The sequence below is a fragment of the Prevotella sp. genome (assembly GCF_051059605.1).
Taxonomy (GTDB): Bacteria; Bacteroidota; Bacteroidia; order Bacteroidales; family Bacteroidaceae; genus Prevotella.
The window spans coordinates 1,572,690-1,593,024 of record NZ_CP050883.1 but is presented as its reverse complement, the minus strand read 5'-3'; the positions used below and the strand labels follow the sequence as shown (position 1 = coordinate 1,593,024).

16 protein-coding genes are annotated in these 20,335 nt (G+C 39.8%); 11 read left to right on the top strand and 5 right to left on the bottom strand.

The annotated features are described in order from the left end of the window. The first annotated feature begins 1,162 nt into the window (after nt 1-1,162). The 5 genes from HEQ28_RS06510 (at nt 1,163) to HEQ28_RS06490 (ending at nt 6,842) form a co-directional block, all read left to right on the top strand. The gene (locus HEQ28_RS06510; RefSeq protein WP_434504332.1) at nt 1,163-3,244 is read left to right on the top strand and encodes a VapE domain-containing protein; all 2,082 of its coding nucleotides are present in this window, start codon (nt 1,163-1,165) and stop codon (nt 3,242-3,244) included. 305 nt (nt 3,245-3,549) lie between these two features. Then, nucleotides 3,550-4,020 (top strand): HU family DNA-binding protein, encoded by a 471-nt coding sequence (locus tag HEQ28_RS06505; RefSeq protein WP_434504331.1) that lies wholly within the window; start codon nt 3,550-3,552, stop codon nt 4,018-4,020. 390 nt (nt 4,021-4,410) lie between these two features. Then, a complete protein-coding gene (locus tag HEQ28_RS06500) occupies nt 4,411-4,518 on the top strand; it encodes a DUF6486 family protein (protein WP_237072209.1) in 108 nt (35 codons plus the stop codon). A 585-nt stretch (nt 4,519-5,103) separates the two neighbouring features. Further along, the gene (locus HEQ28_RS06495; RefSeq protein WP_434504330.1) at nt 5,104-6,192 is read left to right on the top strand and encodes an AAA family ATPase; all 1,089 of its coding nucleotides are present in this window, start codon (nt 5,104-5,106) and stop codon (nt 6,190-6,192) included. Beyond that, a complete protein-coding gene (locus tag HEQ28_RS06490) occupies nt 6,189-6,842 on the top strand; it encodes a DUF4276 family protein (RefSeq protein ID WP_434504329.1) in 654 nt (217 codons plus the stop codon). Before HEQ28_RS06495 ends, HEQ28_RS06490 begins: the two co-directional genes overlap by 4 nt. Nucleotides 6,843-6,928: 86 nt before the next feature. On the opposite strand, the gene HEQ28_RS06485 is transcribed toward HEQ28_RS06490, so the two are convergent. After that, the gene (locus HEQ28_RS06485; RefSeq protein WP_434504328.1) at nt 6,929-7,816 is read right to left on the bottom strand and encodes a DMT family transporter; all 888 of its coding nucleotides are present in this window, start codon (nt 7,814-7,816) and stop codon (nt 6,929-6,931) included. Nucleotides 7,817-7,959: 143 nt separating this feature from the next. Between HEQ28_RS06485 and dnaG the strand changes: the two genes are divergently transcribed. The 4 genes from dnaG to cls are packed head-to-tail and all read left to right on the top strand — an operon-like array spanning nt 7,960 to nt 12,326. Then, on the top strand, nt 7,960-9,918 hold the full coding sequence (gene dnaG / locus HEQ28_RS06480) for a DNA primase (RefSeq protein WP_434504327.1): 1,959 nt from the start codon (nt 7,960-7,962) through the stop codon (nt 9,916-9,918). A gap of 24 nt (nt 9,919-9,942) precedes the next feature. Continuing rightward, a complete protein-coding gene (queD, locus tag HEQ28_RS06475) occupies nt 9,943-10,278 on the top strand; it encodes a 6-carboxytetrahydropterin synthase QueD (protein ID WP_207154668.1) in 336 nt (111 codons plus the stop codon). Further along, a complete protein-coding gene (locus HEQ28_RS06470) occupies nt 10,262-10,852 on the top strand; it encodes a 7-carboxy-7-deazaguanine synthase QueE (RefSeq protein ID WP_434504326.1) in 591 nt (196 codons plus the stop codon). Before queD ends, HEQ28_RS06470 begins: the two co-directional genes overlap by 17 nt. Before the next feature lie 49 nt (nt 10,853-10,901). Continuing rightward, the gene (cls, locus tag HEQ28_RS06465) at nt 10,902-12,326 is read left to right on the top strand and encodes a cardiolipin synthase (RefSeq protein WP_434504325.1); all 1,425 of its coding nucleotides are present in this window, start codon (nt 10,902-10,904) and stop codon (nt 12,324-12,326) included. Here the strand turns inward: cls and HEQ28_RS06460 are convergent. Together HEQ28_RS06460 and HEQ28_RS06455 are read right to left on the bottom strand one after the other, a co-directional pair. Beyond that, a complete protein-coding gene (locus HEQ28_RS06460) occupies nt 12,278-12,850 on the bottom strand; it encodes an RsmD family RNA methyltransferase (protein WP_434504324.1) in 573 nt (190 codons plus the stop codon). The two genes, cls and HEQ28_RS06460, sit on opposite strands and share 49 nt — an antisense overlap. Continuing rightward, nucleotides 12,847-13,665 (bottom strand): DUF3822 family protein, encoded by an 819-nt coding sequence (locus tag HEQ28_RS06455; RefSeq protein WP_434504323.1) that lies wholly within the window; start codon nt 13,663-13,665, stop codon nt 12,847-12,849. Before HEQ28_RS06455 ends, HEQ28_RS06460 begins: the two co-directional genes overlap by 4 nt. A 211-nt stretch (nt 13,666-13,876) precedes the next feature. Between HEQ28_RS06455 and HEQ28_RS06450 the strand changes: the two genes are divergently transcribed. Then, the gene (locus HEQ28_RS06450) at nt 13,877-15,310 is read left to right on the top strand and encodes an ATP-dependent DNA helicase (protein WP_434504322.1); all 1,434 of its coding nucleotides are present in this window, start codon (nt 13,877-13,879) and stop codon (nt 15,308-15,310) included. Here the strand turns inward: HEQ28_RS06450 and HEQ28_RS06445 are convergent. Further along, complete coding sequence (locus HEQ28_RS06445; RefSeq protein WP_434504321.1) at nt 15,294-15,995, bottom strand: SDR family NAD(P)-dependent oxidoreductase; 702 nt, start codon at nt 15,993-15,995, stop codon at nt 15,294-15,296. The two genes, HEQ28_RS06450 and HEQ28_RS06445, sit on opposite strands and share 17 nt — an antisense overlap. A gap of 7 nt (nt 15,996-16,002) precedes the next feature. Beyond that, nucleotides 16,003-16,485 carry a C-GCAxxG-C-C family protein gene (locus tag HEQ28_RS06440; protein WP_434504320.1) on the bottom strand — a complete coding sequence of 161 codons (483 nt, stop codon included), beginning with the start codon at nt 16,483-16,485 and terminating at the stop codon, nt 16,003-16,005. A gap of 607 nt (nt 16,486-17,092) precedes the next feature. On the opposite strand from HEQ28_RS06440, the gene HEQ28_RS06435 reads away from it, so the two are divergent. Next, nucleotides 17,093-20,335: a SusC/RagA family TonB-linked outer membrane protein gene (locus HEQ28_RS06435; protein ID WP_434504319.1), complete on the top strand. Its 3,243-nt coding sequence runs from the start codon at nt 17,093-17,095 to the stop codon at nt 20,333-20,335.

Sequence of the window (20,335 nt, the reverse complement as noted above, 5' to 3'; positions counted from 1 at the left end):
TAGAAAACAACAATAACGGCCGTTCACGCGTTTCTCGCGGAAATAAAATGCAGAAACAAAAGAAAAACGGCCCAATATTAATCACTGAGCTTTATTAGCTCGCAAGAAAACACACCTAACGGTGTACCGAAAAAAGACAAGAAATTCGCTTGAGAAGTCATCCACATAATCACCTTACTTGTTTGTTTCTTTTTTCATGCAAGTAATAACCCTGTCAATCAACTCACGCAGTTTTTCTGTAGTTTTTTCGTGGCATCTTTAGATGCGGTTTCATGATAGTTGTTTCGAAAATACGTGAGCAATAAACTCAAGCGAATTTCCTTAGTTTCCTTTATTTCCGCGAGAAACGCGTGAACGGCCGTTTAAACAGATAAGGGAAGGGCAAGGAAAGAGCAAGGGAGAGAGCAAGCGTATCTCACAGATAGATTGAGTCCTCTTGCATGTTATTCTCTCGCAGATAACGCAGAGGTCGCAGAGAAACAGCAAACAGCATGAACAGTAGTATCTCCATTATATGATATCTGTCTTTGTCAGCGAGATCAGCGGCATCTGCTTTAGCAGATCCATTTGACCAACCTGTCTTTTGTCTGCGTGAATCAGCGTAATCTGCGAGAAAATCGGCCGTTAAAACACATAAGGGAAGAGCAAGGAAAGAAAAATGAAAGAATAAAGAATCTGCGGGAAAGCAACAAATATGAATATTAACAATTAAAACAAACAACGATTATGTCAAATTTATCAATCGGGGAACGCTCCCCGAAACAATCAGATGCCAGAAATGCGGAAGGGAACTTCCTAAACAGAAGTTAGAACGCATGAAGTCTGGAACCTATCGGCAAGTATGCAACCAATGTAAATACGAATACTACATCAAACCATCAAGGATAAGGCGCATACTCAGAGAACTGGAAAACGATACATAGACTTTTCAAAAAACAAGTGTCGAAGTGTCTATTTGCTGACTATCAATAACTTAGGTGTAATTTAAGTGTCGGTAAGGTGTCGGTGAAGTGTCGGCAGAAACAACGTTTCTACGATCAAACGCAAACTTCTGCACGATATAACGCAAACTTTATGTCGATGTAATGCAAACTTTATGTCGTAGAAACAAAGACATTGCTTCGTAGAACGGGATTTACAATAATAAAAACGATAAAACAAGATGAATATAGCTAAAATCAAGGTCTTGTATAAGACAAAAAAAGAAATCAAACAGAAGTTGACGAGTCTTGACGAACTGTTTGTCATGATTCGAGGTGAAAAATACCAAAAGCAGTGCAACAAACTGCGATATGCACTCAACTCATACCCGAATATTGCAGGCATGAAACTGGAGGAAACGGCTGCGCTGCCACAGATACAGTTTGGTATGGGCGAAAAATACACGGGTTATGTACTGCTTACGTTCAAGGCGCATGACGGTTGGATAAACAATATCCGTTTTCTTGCTGAGGGACTGCCTCAAACGCTGATGTGCTTTGTGGGCGCTTCAGCAAAGTCGCTGAAAGTCGTCGTTCCCTTCACGCTGCCAGACGGAACATTGCCGGAGTCGGAGAGGGATGTTGACTACTTTCATCAACATGCCTATTTTACATGTGCAAAATTCTATGAGGCAGAACTTGGGACAAAATGCCAGAGAATAGTTCCCAAGGCTGGCGCATGCTGCCGTATGTCGGTGGACGAACTCGTGTTTCTTAATGCCAAACCTCTTGCGATGACTATTCAGCAGCCACATGAGGGTATTGAGAAGAAGATAAAAAAGGAACTGCACTTCCGTATGAACAAGACGAGCTATAAGGCAAGCCGAGAGACTGGCATCATCCCCGGATATGAACGACAGCACATGGCAATGGCGAAGTTTCAGAGTATCTTTTTGAATATCATCAACAATGCTGCCGACATGGATATGGACGAGATCGTGACGGAACTGGCAAAAGACTGTCAGCGCAATGGCTTGGAGGAGGAGTTCTGCATCAAGAGACTGATGATTCACGCGCCATACTGCAACTTTGATTATATCGTGCGCAACTGCTTCCGCAATATCTATGATACAAGTGCACCGAAGTCTGATAGCGCTATACCCAAGGCGACGATAGAGCTAGAGCGCCTGCGCACGTTTCTTGCCGTGAGATATGCCTTTCGTAAAAACATCATAACTGGAGACTGCGAATATATGCAGCGTGACAGTTTTATCTTCAACTGGTTTCCCATAACCAAAGAGGCTCTGAATACGATAACAATCAACGCCATGGCTGAGGGCATTGATGCGTGGGATAAGGATATCAAGCGATTTATAGAATCATCATTCACTGAGGATTACGACCCGATAGCGGAATGGCTGACCTATCTGCCTGAATGGGACGGCGAGGACAGGATAGATAAGTTTGCCAGTCGTGTGAAGACAGAGAACGAAGACTGGATAGGTAATTACCACACATGGTTTCTGGGTATGGTGAGTCAGTGGATGCACAAAAACACGATGCACGGTAACTCGCTTGTGCCCATGCTTATTGGCGCACAGGGTGACGGAAAGTCAACTTTTTGCAGGATGATCATTCCCGACGAACAGCAGATTTACTACACAGACCGTGTTGATTTCACCAAAAAAGACGAGGCAGTAAAGGCATTGAGCAGATTTATACTGATAAATATAGATGAATATGACAGTATTTCAAAGCGTCAGACGGCATTTCTGAAGTACATGCTGCAGACGGTGGACGTGAAGTTTAGAAATCTATATGAAAGCATCACGCAGCAGCACAAGCGATATGCAGCTTTCATCGGTACGACCAATAACCCTCAGCCGTTGATAGATTATACCGGTTCACGCCGATACATGTGTATCAGGGTGAAAGAACGCATAGACACAAGTACGGCAGTGAACTATGAACAGATGTATGCTCAGGCAGTAGAGGAAATAAAATCGGGAGCGAGAACATATTTCGACAACGAGGCTGAACATCAGATTCAGCTTGCTAATGCCGACTTCCTACAGATTGACTGCATGGACGATATCTTCTTTGAGATGTTTCATCGTCCTGCGAAAGAAGAGAAGGCGATGCGTCTCACGGCAACGGAGATTGTGCAGAAAATGAAAACGAAGTATCGTAACATCAGCATCAACAACAGCAACATCATGCGTGTAGGACATATTCTGATGAGAAACAAGTTTAAGCTGACAAGGGGAAAGTCTCGCCGATATGACATCGCTACAAATGACACGATGATGCCACTTGATTCATGAGTATTTCAGAAGTAGTATGCTGATAATCAATGACTAGACGCTTAGACGCTAGTATTTTTGAAAACCCTATGTACGTGCGTGTATGAATACCTGTAATAAGGTGAAACATAGGGCAATGCACTTTGGCTAACACGCCAACGAGTATTTCATTGCAAGCATGGAAATATCGCAGTATCTTTGCATCGTCATTTGAAAATCAGGTGACTGGGCTTAATGAAAGGAGGAACATTATAGGTGCACATATATGATGCTTTCAGCAAGTCTCAAACAGTAAAAAACAATTTAAAAAGAAAGGAAAAAGAAACATGCTGAATTACAAAGTTTACATGAACAAGAACAAAAAGAATCTGAAAACCTATAACAAGTTTTACGCTCGTGCCGTTTATCTAGGAACAACTGAACTTGCTGGCATGGCTGACAAGATTCAGGCAAACTGTACAGTTAAAAAGAGTGATGTACTAGCGGTACTCACAGAACTCGCAGAGGTGATGACAGCCGAACTTCAGGACTCAAAGATCGTAAAGATCGCAGGACTAGGCTCATTCAAGCTCACACTGAAAAGTGTAGGCGCAGAAAGTATCAAGGAGTTCTCCGCAGCCAAGAACATCAAGAAAGTCAACATCCGCTTCACTCCGGAAGCACATGTAGACGCAGGTTCAAAGACACGTACCAAGGCATTGGTAACTGGTACGAAGATGAAGGAGTACGCCGAGTACACCAAAATCAAAACTGCATCAGCTGCAGGTGATCCAAACGGCGGAGTCGTTCAACCATAAACATTGCTCCCCCTGATGCGCACAGGGGGACATTGCTTTAAACTCGTTTTCACAGCGAAAATAAGTTTAGTGTAAGATTAGACGCCGTTCTCACGGAAAGGAACTTATGTGTGATAAATTAATGGAAACTACAATAACGGCCGTTCACGCGTTTCTCGCGGAAAAGAAATGCAGAAACCAAGGAAAAACGGCCTTTATTGCTCACGTAATTTCGGAAAAGCTATCACGAAACGCACCTAAAGGTGCCAAGAAAAGCCAGCAAGAAATTCCTTTGAGGACGCCCGTTTATACTTAACTCTAAATTGTAAGAATCAAAATATGAAGAAATCACGTGAGGATGACCGTTTAAATCACACAAGTAAACAAACAACAACTTAAAAACAAAAAAAGATGGATAAGAACAAAGTAAACATTTCATGGATAATCAAGATAGTAATCGCTATCGCTTCAAGTCTTCTAGGGTTGCTAGGAACGCAACAGAACGAAACACAGGAATAGCCGAATGAGCTATCGTGATTTCAACGACTTAATTAAAATCATAACCAACTTAATATGGTTAATCGCAGCGCTCACAGCGCTACTTAGCTGCACGGTATGGATTGCAGGATAACAACAGAGGGATGTGCTAACGCACATCCCTTTTATGTTTTTATAGTTTCCCCTAGATTGAATGCAACAGCGTGCATTTGAGTTAAGGGCCTATTCTCTCGCAGATAACGCAGATCCCGCAGAGAAAATGCTTCTTATAATTATAAAATTCATTTATTAATACCACGAAATGAAGTTTTTTGAGAAAAGAGTATAGTAGTTATCTTAAAAATCACTATATTTGTAACTTAATAAGATGCCATTATTTACATGGGGTAAAATAAATGAACTGTGTTAACATATAAAACATCAAGTATTAATATGCTGGATTTTCATATCGAAAAATACATAGTTACATATCCTAATCGTAAGACAATTAATGACATTGTGCTTCTTGAATGCATTTCATTTCAGGGATGTCACAATAAGTATGAATAACCATCAGTATGCAAGAAATTGGAGTTACTGATAACTGAAGAAATATAAGAACTTAATATGATAGAGCAAATTATTATCGAAAACTACAAATCAATCTGTTCTGCAAAGATTCCTATGAAGAGTCTTAATGTGCTGATTGGCTCTAACGGAGTTGGAAAAAGTAATTTTATCTCATTTTTTGACCTAGTAAAAAATATGCTGGATCAGAATTTGGGTAATTATATTTTAAGTAACGGAGGCATTGAAAGATTTCTCTATGAAGGATCAAAAAAGTCAAAATATATAAAGGGAACTATTGATTTTAATAATAAAAATGCTTTTTTCTTTAAATTAAATCCAACAACAGATAATAAGGCCTTTATAGAAGAATCTGGAGATTATTTCAATGGAATTCTGGATAATATAAAGGCTTATTCAAAATGGCATAAGCAGCTTTATGATAAAGCTGTAGAAGAGTCTGGCATTATGCAAGCAAATAATTCTAGAGCAGCATTTTTGAAATCATATATTAAGAACTTAATTGTTTATCATTTCCATGATTCTAGCAAAAACTCTCCTATGAGGCGTGACTGTCCTGTTGATGATAATGAGAGATTAAAACATGATGGATCAAATCTGGCAGCTTTTTTGTACAGACTTCAAGAAACAGAACCAAAATCATTGAAATTGATTGAAGGTGTAGTTCGGTCTATTGCTCCATACTTTAAAGGCTTTAAACTTCAACCCAATCGTATAACTCCAGATCGTATAAAACTAGAGTGGGAAGAATTTAACTCTGATATGTATTTAGATGCTCAAAGTTTTTCTGATGGAACAATCCGTTTTATTGCATTGGCAACTGTATTACTGCAACCATATTTGCCGGATACGATTATTATAGATGAACCAGAGCTTGGTCTTCATCCTTCAGCTATCAATAAGTTGGCAGCTCTAATGAAAAAAGCTTCAAAGAAGACACAGCTAATTGTAGCGACTCAGTCTGTAAATCTTGTAGATTGTTTTGAAGCCGAAGACATTTTAGTTGTTGATAGAAAAGATAATCAAACAGAATTCAATAGGTTGTCATCTGATGATTTATCTGCATGGATAGGGGAGTATAGTCTTGGAGAGATATGGGAGAAAAATGTGATAGGAGGTCAACCATGAAAAGACTCTTTATCATCGTTGAAGGTCAAACTGAACAAGAATTTGTCAAGACACTTATAGCTCCTTACTTGTTGAGATTTGGAATTTATTCTGTTGAACCTATTCTTATACATACTAGCAAAAATGGGCGTGGAGGTTTCGTAAATTACGAACACCTAAAAAATGATGCGTTGAAATTATTATCATCATCAAAAAATGATATTATAGTCTCAATGTTAGTTGATTTCTTTAGATGTCCTGAATTGCCTCAAAAAGAACGTTATGAAAAGATAGCTGATCATAAATCAAAAGTGGATGAAATGGAAAAATGTATTGGCGACGATATAAAAGACTCTCGCTTTATTCCTTACATTCAGCTTCACGAATTTGAATCACTGCTCTATTCTTCGAATAAAGGATTTGAAGCATATTTTTCAGATGATGAACAGAAGAAAACACAAAAGATAATAGATGAATATCCAAATCCTGAAGATATAAATTCTAGTCCACAAAAAGCTCCATCAAAGCGTTTGCTGGCTATCAAAGATGATTATGATAAAGTGATAGAAGGTAATATTATAGCTTTGGAAGTAGGGTTTAAGCAAATTATGGATAAATGTCCAAGATTCAATGCTTGGATAGAAAAACTAAAATCTGCTTGTGAAGAGTGAAATGTAACCTAGTGTATCTTCACGCAGAGAAATTACAGGAAGAAAACGATCTGCGTGAATCTGCGGGAGAATAATCCCAATCATGTTTATATGCCTTTGGCTTTGTTGGCTATATATACGCCTGTGAGAATCAGGGCGCTGCCTAGATATGCAATAGTTGTCATTGGCTCGTTAAGGAACAGGGCACTGACAACAACGGTTGTGATAGGATTAAGATACACGTAGTTGGATGTCTTCATTGCGCCTATCTGTCCGATAGCCCAACTCCAGAGCATGAAACAGACAAAGGAAGCGATGAAACCTAAAAACAATAGATTTATCCATATCTCTGGTCTTGCAAAGCCTGATAATGGGAACTGCCATGGCTTGAAGATAAATACCGGCATAATTGTTAGCAGACCATAGAAAAACACCTTTCTTGTGATAAAAATGGAGCCATATCTTGATGATGCCCTTTTCATCAAAATACTGTATATCGCCCAACAGAATGCTGCCGTGAGCGCGAGAATGTCGCCAAGTGGATTGAGATGAAGGACGAAATGACCATTGAAAATGACAACACCAACACCCATTAATGCAATTAGTGAACCGATGATGAGTTTAGGGGAAGCCTTTACGCTCTTTACCATTGCTATGGCAATACACGTAGTGAGAAGTGGTGCGGTGCAGACGATGAAAGCCACGTTGTTGACATAGGTAATGCCTACAGCCATATTCTCAGAGAGGAAATACATAGAACCTCCGGATATACCAAGCAGCAGCATTAAAGCCTCGTCTTTCCAGTTGTCGCACATAAGTCGATGTGGTGATATAAACCAGATGCTTATATAGGCAAGTAAAAAGCGAATTACAAAAATTTCCTGTGGCTGAAGTCCGCCAAGCAGCAGAAACTTCGTGTTTATGAATGTGCCACCCCAACACAATACGGTTGTTATGGCTATGAGATGTCCTAGTCGCGGAGATTTACTTTCCATCAATACTATTTGTTAATATTGCACGCAAAGGTACGGATTTTATTTTTAATTATGTGAAATGACATCTTATAATAGTTTGATAATTAACTTTGCCTTTAAAATATTATTTTGTATTCAAAAAAAATGCTACCTTTGCGTTATCTATGATAGACAGACTAACAGTTGAGAAGATTAAGGATGCATCCAACATTGTGGATGTGGTCTCGGAATTTGTTACATTGCGCAAGAGCGGTAGTAACTATAAGGGGTTGTGCCCTTTTCATAACGAGAAGACTCCTTCTTTCTACGTTTCGCCTGCAAGAGGTACTTGCCATTGTTTCGGATGCGGAAAGGGTGGAAACCCTATCAGTTTCATTATGGAGCATGAGCAGATGACTTACCCTGAGGCGTTGAGATGGTTGGCTAATAAGTATAACATAGAAATACACGAACGCGAACTATCCGACCAGGAGAAGGAAGAACAGAGCGCACGCGAGAGTATGTTTATCATGAATGAATGGGCTAACGAATACTTTCAGAACTTGCTGCACAATAATGTTGACGGTGTGGCTGTGGGTATGCAGTATTTCAGAAGTCGTGGATTTCGTGATGACATCATAAAAAAGTTTCAGTTGGGCTTCGACCTTACAGATAGATATGCTCTGGCACGAGCTGCTTTTGCTAAGGGATATAAGGAGGAGTTTCTGCTGAAAACAGCTATATGCTATAAAAACGAACGTGGAGAACTTATTGACAGATATTCGGGAAGAGTGGTGTTCCCTTGGATAAGCTCAAGTGGAAGAGTAGTGGGATTCACGGCTCGCTTGCTTGACAGCAGAACTAAGGGAGTGAACCAGAAATACGTGAATTCTCCTGACTCTGAAATATATCACAAGAGTAACGAACTTTATGGTATATATCAGGCAAAGAAGGCGATAGCCAAAGAAGACAGAGTGTATCTTGTGGAAGGACAGGCTGACGTGATTTCAATGCATCAGAGTGGTATTGAAAACGTTGTAGCAAACTCAGGAACGGCTCTAAGCATTCAGCAGATTCATACGCTGCACCGTTTCACTAGCAACATCACATTGCTATATGATGGAGATGAAGCCGGTATTCATGCTGCACTGAGAGGTACAGATATGCTGCTGCTCGAAGGAATGAACCTGATGGTGCTGTTGTTGCCGGATAACGATGACCCTGATAGTTTCGCAAGAAAGCATACGGCAGATGAATTAAAGAAATATATTGAAGACAACTCTACCGATTTCATCAGATTTAAAACATCGTTGCTACTTGACGGACAAAACGATCCGTTGAAACGCTCGGAGGCTATAAACTCAATCGTGGCAAGTATCTCAATGGTGCAAAACCCGATATTAAGAGATACATATCTGCACGACTGTTCGCAGCAAATAGGTATAAACGAGGCTACGCTGATTAATCAGATGAACAACATGATCCGTGAACGAAAAGAGAGCGGAGTCATGAGAAACTCTAATATGCCACAACAGGACGTAAATACTGCACAGCCTGGATATGCTGCAAATGCACAGACTGTGGAAGGAACGTCACAGTTGGGTATCGCTTCAACACAGGTGGAACAACTCATGATACAACTTGTGATAAAGTTTGGCGACCGAGTGGTCTTTAATGATGTAGAGGATGAAAACGGAAATGTTTTCGACTTATCGGTAGCCGAATACATCAGCTTGAGTCTTTCTGCAGATGAACTTTCATTCAATGACCCAACGTATAATGATATACTAAACGAAGCGGTGGAACACTGTGAGGATAGAACGTTCAAGACAGAACCATACTTCGTGCATCATCATGACATCAAGATCAGTCAGATTGCCATAAACATGACTGAGGAACGATTCAAATTGTCTGAAAGTCAACAGACAAAGGATGATGACGAAAGTCTGCGTAACAGGATTCAGCACTTGCTGCTTGATTTCCGCATGGAATATGTGGAGCAGCATTTAAAGGAACTTAAAAAGCAGATTGCCAAGTCTTCATCTGACTCCGAAACCCTTTTCAAGCTTATGGCTGAATATAAGGACATGACAGAAATGAGAAATGCTCTGGCACGCCAACTGGGAAATAATATAATCGTATAACAACAAGTAAATAAAATCAATTTTATGTATTACATACAGAAAAGTTTTGAAATATCAGCCTCACATCATCTTACTCTTTCTTATGAGAGTAAGTGCACGAATGTGCATGGACACAACTGGCACGTGACAGTATATTGCAAGTCGAAGACTCTTAACTGTGATGGAATGGTTGCTGACTTCAGTGAGATAAAGCATCTTATTCATGGCAGACTGGATCATGCAGACTTGAACAAAGTGCTGTCGTTTAATCCTACAGCTGAGAACATAGCACGATGGATTACAGAACAGATACCTACATGCTACAAGGCCTCTGTTCAGGAAAGTGATGGAAACATAGCTATTTATGAAGAGGATGTATAGAGTTAACGATATATTTTATTCGCTTCAGGGTGAGGGTAGAAACTCTGGACAGGCAGCCGTATTCATAAGATTCAGCGGATGCAACCTGAAATGCTCATTCTGCGATACCGACTTCTCTGAGTATAAAGAAATGTCTTTAGACGATATTCTAGATAGCGTAAAGCAATTAACGGATGAATGTACTGGCAGTGAACGCCCACTCATCGTATTGACAGGAGGCGAACCAACATTACAGGTTGACGAGGAATTTATTTCAGCTTTCCATGATGAAGGCTATAAAGTGGCTATGGAATCAAACGGAACAAAGGAACCGCCAGCAAATCTTGACTGGTTAACTGTTTCGCCAAAGACAAATGTCAAGGTGAAGAAATGCAATGAGTTGAAATGTATTTTTGACGAGAGAATGCTTACAGACACATTTGACATAGAAGCTGATTACTACTATCTGCAACCTTGTGATACAGGTGACCTGATGCGCAATTCTGAAATCACCACTATCTGCATAGAGTTCATAAAGCGACATCCGAAATGGAGATTGAGCCTTCAGACTCATAAGCTGATTGGATTTAAGTAATACGAAATTTAACTGATATAATAATATTACCTGAAGAATTAAATAAATAATGATATATTTCCATTGGATAATCATAACGGTGTATCTTGTTGTTATCGTTCTCACGATGATAGCGGTACTGATGGATAATCGCCAGCCTGCAAAGACTATGGCTTGGGTGATGGTGTTGTCGTTCGTCCCAGTGGTAGGAATCATTATCTATTTCTTTTTCGGACAGAATTTCAGAAAAGAAAGAATTATAAGTCAGCGAAGTCTTGACGAACTGACTAAGCGTAGTATGCTTGAATTTGCCGAACAGCGCAATCTGCATTTGCCAGAGAATTCAAGACCACTGCTAAAGCTGTTTGCAAATCAGAGTATGTCTTTTCCGTTCAAGGATAATTCAGTAGACATATATACAGACGGATATAATTTATTCCTTGCCCTGTTACGGGCTATAGGGCGAGCTCAGGATCATATTCATATTGATACATACATTATAGAAAACGACCCATTAGGAAGGCTCATAAGCGATGCACTTATCGATAAGGCAAGACAGGGCGTAGAGGTGCGCTTTATATATGATGACGTGGGTTGCTGGAGAGTTAAAGATAAATTCTTTGACAGAATGAGGAAGGAAGGAGTGAAGGTACAGCCATTTATGCCTGTAAAATTCCCTGCACTCACAGGAAAAGTGAACTATCGAAATCACCGCAAAATATGTATTATTGATGGTGAAGTAGGTTTCATCGGTGGTATGAACATCGCCATGAGATATATAAAAGGTGATGGCGGTCGTCCTTGGCGTGATACTCATCTGCGCATTGTGGGTGGAGCCGTTTATGCATTGCAGCGTGCTTTCCTTATCGACTGGTATTTCGTAGACAGAACATTGATAACCGACCACAGATACTATCCGGATAACACCCATCTTGCGGAAAACAATTGTTTAGCCCAATTGGTGACAAGCAGTCCTATTCAGCCTTGGCCAGACATTATGCAGGGATATGTGAAAATATTGCTTGAGGCAAAGAAGTATGTCTATATGGAGACACCTTACTTTCTGCCAACAGAACCAATATTATTCGCTATGCGCACGGCAGCTTTGTCAGGTGTAGACGTAAGGTTAATGGTGCCGATGCATGGTGACTCAAAGATTTTGGAGTGGGCATGCAAATCATATCTTGGAGAGGTTGTAGAGGCTGGCGTGAAAGTCTACCTATACAAACCTGGTTTCAATCATTCCAAGATTATGGTGAGCGATGATTATATCTCTACTTGCGGAAGCACGAATATCGACTTCAGGAGTTTTGAGAATAATTTTGAATCAAACATATTCTTCTATGACACTGAAATGGCTTTAAGAATAAAGAATATTTATCTTGAAGACGAAGAACATTGCATTGACATAGAAGAAGTTCGCGATTTCACTCATCGCTCATTTATTCAGAGACTTTGGGAATCGCTTGTAAGACTTTTGAGTCCGCTCTTGTGAAAGATGCTGAAGTTAACGCTTCCGTAACTTCTATGTTCAACGAAGTAAGGATTCTCAGAGAAATCATATTGCTTTCCGTGTTCAAAGACTAGTATTCCGCCTTCTTTCAGCAGATTGCCTTTCAATATCAAGTCTGGTATTGTTGGTAATTCTTTGAGTGCGTAGGGTGGATCGGCGAATATAAAGTCGAACTGCTGATGACAACATCTCAGAAATCTAAACACATCCCCACGAACAAGAATATCCTTATCTTCATTAAGTTTGGTGAAGCATTGGCGTATAAAACTTGAATGCTCACGGTCGGCTTCAACGCTGATTACCTGTTTGCATCCTCTGCTTGCAAGTTCGAGAGAAATACTTCCCGTACCAGCGAAAAGGTCGAGTGCGCTTGTATCTTCAAAGTCAATATATCCCTGCAGTACATTGAATATGTTTTCTTTTGCGAAGTCAGTTGTAGGGCGAGCCTTGAATGTGCGTGGGATGTCGAAACGGCGTCCTTTATATTTACCTGTAATTATTCTCATCTTCCTTTTAAAAATAAAGTCATTAAATCAAATGGCAGTCCCTTTATCTGAGTAATAGGGGCGCGATTGAATTCTGCTGTAGGGTTTACAGCATATATTTTTTGTACGTATTGTTTCAGTTCTGTGGTAAGATCCTCTCTGTCTGGAATGTTTCCACTAAGATATAATTCGTCTTCACGATTGTCTAGTCCCAACTGTTTCCACACATAAAGTATGAAATACGATGCGTCTTTATGGCTCATGACATCGTAGCTGTTGCAGAATGTGAATCTGTTTTGCGTGAAGCTGAACAAATCCAGTTGCTTACCTCTGAAATAAGCATAAAGTTTCTTTCTCACTCCGGTATAGCTGCGCTTGTGCATATAGTTCCATACAGGTTGCATCAGTGGCAGAATCTTTATATCGCTGAAATGATCAGTAAGCACTAGTTTGATATCCTTGTTTATAGGATATACAGCTACTGCATTCTGCATAGGCAAAACGGTGTTCAGAATTTCATCTGATTCATGACCAGTGAAAGTGTGGCGAAACAGCAATTCGGAATCTTCATCATCAAATTCCTCAAGTGGAATGAGCATCACGGGAGTATCTATAAGTACTTGCGCACGTTGGAATCCCTGACTCAGAATAGGACTATTGTTGAAAGCCTCTCTGAGATTGGCTGCCATAGACATTCCACTTCTTACAACATACGGATCATAAGCCAGTCCATTAATGGCTGTGCTGTCTACGATTGCAAACGACATAGAATTGCGTGCTATTCGTAGCGTAACTCTTGTTAGAGTTAGAGGTTTGTTGCCTGTTTCGTCTGTCATAATTTATATCTGTTTTATTTGTTCAATGTCTGATCTCATTCGTGCTGCTTCTTCAAAAAATCACAGTTGTGTTTATACTAAGAAAACATATCACGATGAGGGAAAGCATACATAAGGATAGAATCAAATTATTAGTGATTTTTAATTTCATTCCGATTATTATATCTATCTTTGTGCTGCAAAGTTACAAAAAAGTTTTTACTACATAGCATTGAGTACACAGGAATTTATAAATCAAATAGTTATAGAGTTCGGATTCAAGCCTACAGGCGACCAGTTGAATGCTCTTGATACGTTTGCCCGCTTTCTTTCAGATCGCAGTCAGCATTGCGTTATGATTATGCGTGGTTCGGCTGGAACAGGTAAGACTTCGCTTGCAGGCGCAATGGTTCGCACCTTTACTAGATTGGGACAGAAGCTATTGCTCATGGCTCCAACGGGTAGGGCAGCAAAGGTGTTTTCATTGAACAGCGGTATGCCAGCCTTTACAATTCACAGGAAGATTTATCGTGAGAAAAGTTATTCAGGTATTGACGGTAAGTTTAATCTGAATGACAATATGCACAAGAATACGTTGTTCATGATTGATGAGGCATCAATGATAGGTAGCGGAAACGGTTCTTTGAATGGTGATTTCGGTTCGGGCGACTTGTTGTCTGACCTTATACAATATGTATACCAGGGAGACAACTGCCGTATGATGCTCGTAGGAGATAAAGCTCAGTTGCCGCCTGTTGGCGAGGATGAAGCACCAGCTCTTAATCGCATTATCCTTGAAGGCTATGGGATAAAGGTATATGAATGTGACTTAAATGAAGTGCTGAGACAGAGCAAGGACAGCGGTATCTTATATAATGCCACCATGATCAGGCAGATGATAACGCATGACGAGGCTACTGAATTACCAAAAATAAGTTTTACTGGGTTTGCCGATATTGTGATGATGCCTGGAAATGAACTTGTTGAAAGTATAAGTTCAAGTTATTCTGATGTAGGCATTGATGATACTATTGTGGTGACGCGAAGTAACAAGCGTGCTAATATCTATAATCAAGGTATCAGAAACACTATTCTGGACAGAGAGGAAATGCTTTGCTCAGGAGATATGCTTATGGTGGTGAAGAATAAGTATCTGGAAACAAACGAACGCCAATTATCATTCATCGCAAATGGCGATAGGGTGAAAGTGATCAGGGTGAGGAATATACGCGAACTGTATGGTTTCAATTTTGCTAACGTGATGCTGTCTTTTCCTGATTATGACAATTACGAAATGGAACAAATCGTAATTCTGGATACGTTGATGTCTGAAGCTCCTGCACTGACTCATGAACAGAGTGAAAAACTCTATGAGCAAGTAATGGAAGACTATGCTGATGTTCCGCTGAAGCGTGACAGAATGATGAAGCTGAAACAGGATGATTATTTCAATGCATTGCAGATAAAATATGCTTATGCAATAACATGCCATAAGGCACAGGGTGGGCAATGGGCACATGTATATCTAGACCAAGGATATATGACTGATGAAATGTTGACACCAGACTATATCCATTGGTTATATACTGCGTTTACACGAGCGACAGATAAACTGTTTCTCATGAACTGGCCAAAGACACAAACAGCATCTATTCTTCAACAATAGGGTATATTTCGATGAACTCTCCCTGATGACGCTTTCCGTCATAAATAATGTCGACAATCTTCTCGCCAACAAGGTCTGGCTCATGGAATCCCGGTAAACGCATGTTTCCGTTAAGATCAGTTGTTGTAGGTCCAGGATGAACACAATAGATTTCTACAGGAACTTTGTTTTTATCAAAGTCGAAAGCAAACGTCTCTGTCATCACATTTTGTGCAGCTTTACTAGCCTTATAAGCTAAAGGATTCCAATATGGATTCACGCTTGCAGGAACTGTGACATTCACGATTCTACCTTTATTGGTAGCGATAGTAGGAACAAGTCCCTTTGTGAGATAATATGTTCCGATATAATTCACCTGAACAGTCTCAATAATATCTTTTATATCAGAGTCATAGCTTGCGCATGCCATATCTCCAGGTATGCCAGCATTGTTTATCAGCATAGACAAGTCGGGATGATTGCGCTTTACCTCTATGATAGACTCATCAAGAGATTTCAAATCAGATAGATTTATATTCACCCATTCAGCCTCTTTTGCTCCAAGAGCCTTTAATTGCTGAATGGCTTCCTCTGCTCTCTCTTTGTTTCTGGCACCAACTAGAACATGCCATCCCTTTAAAGCTAGATGCTTACTAATTCCAAATCCAATGCCTTTATTGGCACCTGTAATAAGAACTTTATTCATGTTTATATTATATTTTAGTTTCTTTTTCCTCAAGATATTCAGCGAAAATGATAGCTGCACTTTCAACTTTCTTTACGCAAGGACGGCGTTGATAGTATTCTGCTGTACGTTCTGAAGCTTCGTAGCTTGAATGGGCTACATCCTCTTTATTGAGTTTGAGTAGGTCTGCACATATTATAGAACTATTACGCTCTTTGAATTTAGCCAACAGGTCTTGAATAACTTTGTAGCAAGCAGACTTTCCTTCTCTGTCAGCGCCTTCAGTCTGTCCGCAGTCAAGTCCTGCAAGGATAACCATTCCCGAAACGGCACCGCACATCATTCTCATTCTTGCAACACCTCCTCCAAATCCAGCAGCAACTTTCTTTGCGGTGTTATCGTCCATACCATATAAATCAGCAAATGCTGTTACAACACTTTGGCAGCATCCATAACCTTGCATAAAGTTGTCTATTGCCTTTTGTACTCTGTCTTCAAGTTCTTTTTTCATCTTTCTATCAATGATTTTATATATTCGTCGAAATAAAGTAACTCCATCATTAAAATATCTTATTTGGGCTACTGATGGCAAAGTTACAATATTTTGTTTTAAATCCAATTCCTTTGTTGCAATTTCTCTGTATACCATTTATGTGGTAGATAGATATAACGTATTTGTGTTATTAATATACCATACGGGCGGTATTGTTCACGAAGGAAAAACCCCATACCTTTGCAACTGTGAAAATTAATAAATTTATAGTAATTGAAAATTAAAATTATGAATACAAATAACATGATTCGAATGTGCAAGCGATGTTGCACGATTTCTATTAAATAAGAGACTGGTACAAAAAAGATTTTGTCCGTCTACACGTTTGAAAGTTTTTAAATATTGTATACTATATATTAGGGACAAAATGAAAAGAATAGGTAATGTGGTAAAAAGAGGTTTTCAGGTTATTAGCTATTGTATCACCAATAACAGCTCAGATCGTAAGAATCAATATGAATGGAGCACTATTTACTTATTGAATTAACAAAATTCCAAATATAGTTGGGAACCATTTACTGGTCATGATGTTGGCTCCCAATGTAATTTTAATTGTAAAGAGATTATGAAGATAAATATAAATTTATGTGTATCACGAAGATACGCTCTAACCCTACTTATACTCTTTGTGTTAGCTGGTAATGCTATAGCTCAGACGCTACATGGCACCGTAACAGACAAGAATACAGGTGAGCCGATTATTGGAGCATCTATTAGTCTTAGAACAACTTCTGACGGCAAAGCTGTCGCTGTAAGCGATATAGATGGTAAGTTCTCTATCAATGTAAACAACTTCCCTTCAACGCTTGTTATAAGTTATCTTGGCTATAAAAAAGAAGAAATAAATGTTTCCAAGGTTACCAATAGTAATCTTGATATTCATCTAACAGAAGACTTCCGTGGACTTGATGAGGTTGTCGTGACTGCTCTTGGTATATCAAAAGCCAAGAAAGCTATTGGTTACAGTGCACAGAATATTTCTGCAGCCGACCTTACTAGAGCACAGGATAATAATTTCCTTAACAATCTTAGTGGTAAGGTAGCTGGTCTTCGTATCACAGGCTCTCAGGGTGACCTTGGATCTAGTCGTATCGTTATACGTGGTGAGACATCAATAGCAGGAGAGAATCAACCTCTATTCGTCGTTGATGGAATTCCTGTAGATAATTCTCAGCTCAATTCTCAGAATGTAGGTCGTGACTTTAAAAATGCTATAGCCGATCTTAATCCTGAGGATATTGATAATTTAACCGTACTTAAAGGTCCTAATGCATCGGCTCTTTATGGTTCTCGTGCAGCTCATGGTGCTATTATCATTACCACTAAAACAGGAAAATCACAGAAGGGATTGGGTGTAACCTTTACGAGTTCAAGCAAATTGTCTTTTGCTGCAACTCTTCCTACCTATCAGAATGTCTTCGGACAGGGTGCTGACGGACAGTTCAGTTATGTTGATGGTAAAGGAGGCGGTGTGAATGATGGTGTTGACGAGAGTTGGGGACCAAAGATGAACACAGGTCTTCTCATTCCACAGTTTGACAGTCCTGTTGATGCATCAGGCAATCGTATTGCTACGCCATGGGTGTCACATCCTAACAATGTGAAAGATTTCTTTAGAACAGGTTTTAGTACCAATAATGGGATATCTATACAAAAATCAGATGACAACTATCAGTTCCGTGTGGGATATGACTTCGAGAAAGAACTGAGTATTGTGCCTGGTTCAGAGACTCACAAGTCTAATATAACCCTTAACACAGATTATAAACTAACTAAGTCTATAACGGTAGGAGCCACAGCTAATTATATTGTATATACAGCTCCAAGTATTCCAGGACAGTCTGGTCGTAACAACATGACGATGCTTCAGTTTCTTTGGAGTGGTCGTCAGGTAGACATGAACTCTTTGAAAGATGATTATTCTCGCAACTGGAATTCTAGTTATTATAGTAATCCTTATTGGACAACCACTTATAATACTCAGCAGCAAGAGCGCCATCGTCTTATCGGTGATCTCCACGTAGCATTCCATATTGCTAATGGACTTGACCTACGTCTCAAGACCAGTACAGACTGGTATCAGGATCGCAGAAAGTCTCAGATACGTTGGGGAACAAATGGAACTCCTTTTGGTAGTTACTCAGAGGATGCCTATACAGTGAAGGAACAAAACAGTGAGGCTATTGCAACCTATACAAAGAAATTGAATGATGATTTTTCACTTGATTTCTTAGCTGGATTCAATGTGCGTAACAAGCAATATGAAAACAATTATCAGCAGGCACCTCGTTTGGCTGTTGCCGACCTATATACGCTCAGTAATTCACGTGACCCACTTGTCAGCTCAAATTACTTCTACAAACTGCGTCAGTATAGTGTTTATGGTTCTGCGTCTGCCAACTATCGTAGTTGGGCTTTCCTAACCGTTACAGGACGTAATGATTGGTCGTCAACACTTCCTACAGCCAATAATTCATATTTCTATCCATCAGTCACAGCGAGTGTTGTGCTTGATCAAGCTCTAGGCTTTAATAGCAACAATGTGAACTATCTTAAACTGCGTGGTGGTTGGTCTCAGGTTGGTAGTGATGCTGATCCTTATCAGTTAGCAACAGTCTATACTTCAGAGGCAGCATTTAGTGGAAATCCTTTGCAGACATCAAGTAAACAAGGATTAAACCCTAATCTGAAGCCAGAACGTACCAGTTCTTATGAAGTAGGTCTTGAAGGAGCCTTCTTCAGCAATAGACTACATTTTGATGCGGCATTGTATCAGACTGATTCTCGTGATCAGATACTCCGCCTTGCTACAACAGGAGCTAGTGGTTATACATCTCAGGTTAGAAATGCTGGACACATCCGCAACAGAGGTTTTGAACTTTTCGTTGGTGGAACTCCTGTTATCGCAGGAAAATTCCGTTGGGATGTTGATGTTAACTACGGAACAAACAAAAGTAAGGTTATCAAATTAGATCCAGAAGGTCTCATCTCAAGTTATCAGATTGGTAATCCTGGTATTCAGGTTATCGCACCTGTTGGTGGCGACTATGGTACACTATTCGGTACGACCTATGTTCGTGATGCTGCTGGAAAGATTGTCGTAGATGATAATGGATTACCAAAGGTTTCATCTACATCTGCTAATCTCGGTAAGTTTCAGCCCGACTGGGAAGGTGGTATCAACAATACTTTCACTTATAAGAATTGGAGTTTAAGTGTTCTCATTGATGCAAGTATTGGTGGACAGATCTATTCTAACACAAACAGTACAGGTCGTTACACTGGAGTACTAGCTAGTACGCTTCCTGGTCGTGATGCCGAGCATGGAGGACTTTGGTATTACAGGGATGCTTCTGGTAACAACGTTCAAATATCAGCACCTGAATATACCACTAGTTCTGCAGGTTTATACTATGCCAATGTCAGTGGAAACAAGACTCGTGTTTATCAGGATGGAATACTCTTTGACGGCGTAAAGGCAAATGGAGAAAAAAATACCACACTTGCATCAGCAGAAGAGTATTATCATCGCATCTATAGTATTGATGAGGCTAATGTTTGGAATGCAGATTATGTGAAGCTCCGTGAAGTAGTAGTCTCTTACTCTTTCCCGAAAGCTTTCGTACGTCGTCTTAAGCTTCAAGACTTAGCGCTCTCGTTAACAGCACGCAATCTATGGATTATCTATAAGGATGTTCCTAATGTAGACCCAGAACTTGCTCGTGGTACAGGTAATGCACAAGGATATGAAAGTCTATCACTACCTACAACGCGTCAGATAGGATTAAACCTTAAGATTAAATTCTAG

Coding starts and splice junctions, on each gene's coding strand:
- HEQ28_RS06510 (WP_434504332.1), top strand. CDS start 1,163: ATGAATATAGCTAAAATCAAGGTCTTGTATAAGACAAAAAAAGAAATC.
- HEQ28_RS06505 (WP_434504331.1), top strand. CDS start 3,550: ATGCTGAATTACAAAGTTTACATGAACAAGAACAAAAAGAATCTGAAA.
- HEQ28_RS06500 (WP_237072209.1), top strand. CDS start 4,411: ATGGATAAGAACAAAGTAAACATTTCATGGATAATCAAGATAGTAATC.
- HEQ28_RS06495 (WP_434504330.1), top strand. CDS start 5,104: ATGATAGAGCAAATTATTATCGAAAACTACAAATCAATCTGTTCTGCA.
- HEQ28_RS06490 (WP_434504329.1), top strand. CDS start 6,189: ATGAAAAGACTCTTTATCATCGTTGAAGGTCAAACTGAACAAGAATTT.
- HEQ28_RS06485 (WP_434504328.1), bottom strand. CDS start 7,816: ATGGAAAGTAAATCTCCGCGACTAGGACATCTCATAGCCATAACAACC.
- dnaG (WP_434504327.1), top strand. CDS start 7,960: ATGATAGACAGACTAACAGTTGAGAAGATTAAGGATGCATCCAACATT.
- queD (WP_207154668.1), top strand. CDS start 9,943: ATGTATTACATACAGAAAAGTTTTGAAATATCAGCCTCACATCATCTT.
- HEQ28_RS06470 (WP_434504326.1), top strand. CDS start 10,262: ATGAAGAGGATGTATAGAGTTAACGATATATTTTATTCGCTTCAGGGT.
- cls (WP_434504325.1), top strand. CDS start 10,902: ATGATATATTTCCATTGGATAATCATAACGGTGTATCTTGTTGTTATC.
- HEQ28_RS06460 (WP_434504324.1), bottom strand. CDS start 12,850: ATGAGAATAATTACAGGTAAATATAAAGGACGCCGTTTCGACATCCCA.
- HEQ28_RS06455 (WP_434504323.1), bottom strand. CDS start 13,665: ATGACAGACGAAACAGGCAACAAACCTCTAACTCTAACAAGAGTTACG.
- HEQ28_RS06445 (WP_434504321.1), bottom strand. CDS start 15,995: ATGAATAAAGTTCTTATTACAGGTGCCAATAAAGGCATTGGATTTGGA.
- HEQ28_RS06440 (WP_434504320.1), bottom strand. CDS start 16,485: ATGAAAAAAGAACTTGAAGACAGAGTACAAAAGGCAATAGACAACTTT.
- HEQ28_RS06435 (WP_434504319.1), top strand. CDS start 17,093: ATGAAGATAAATATAAATTTATGTGTATCACGAAGATACGCTCTAACC.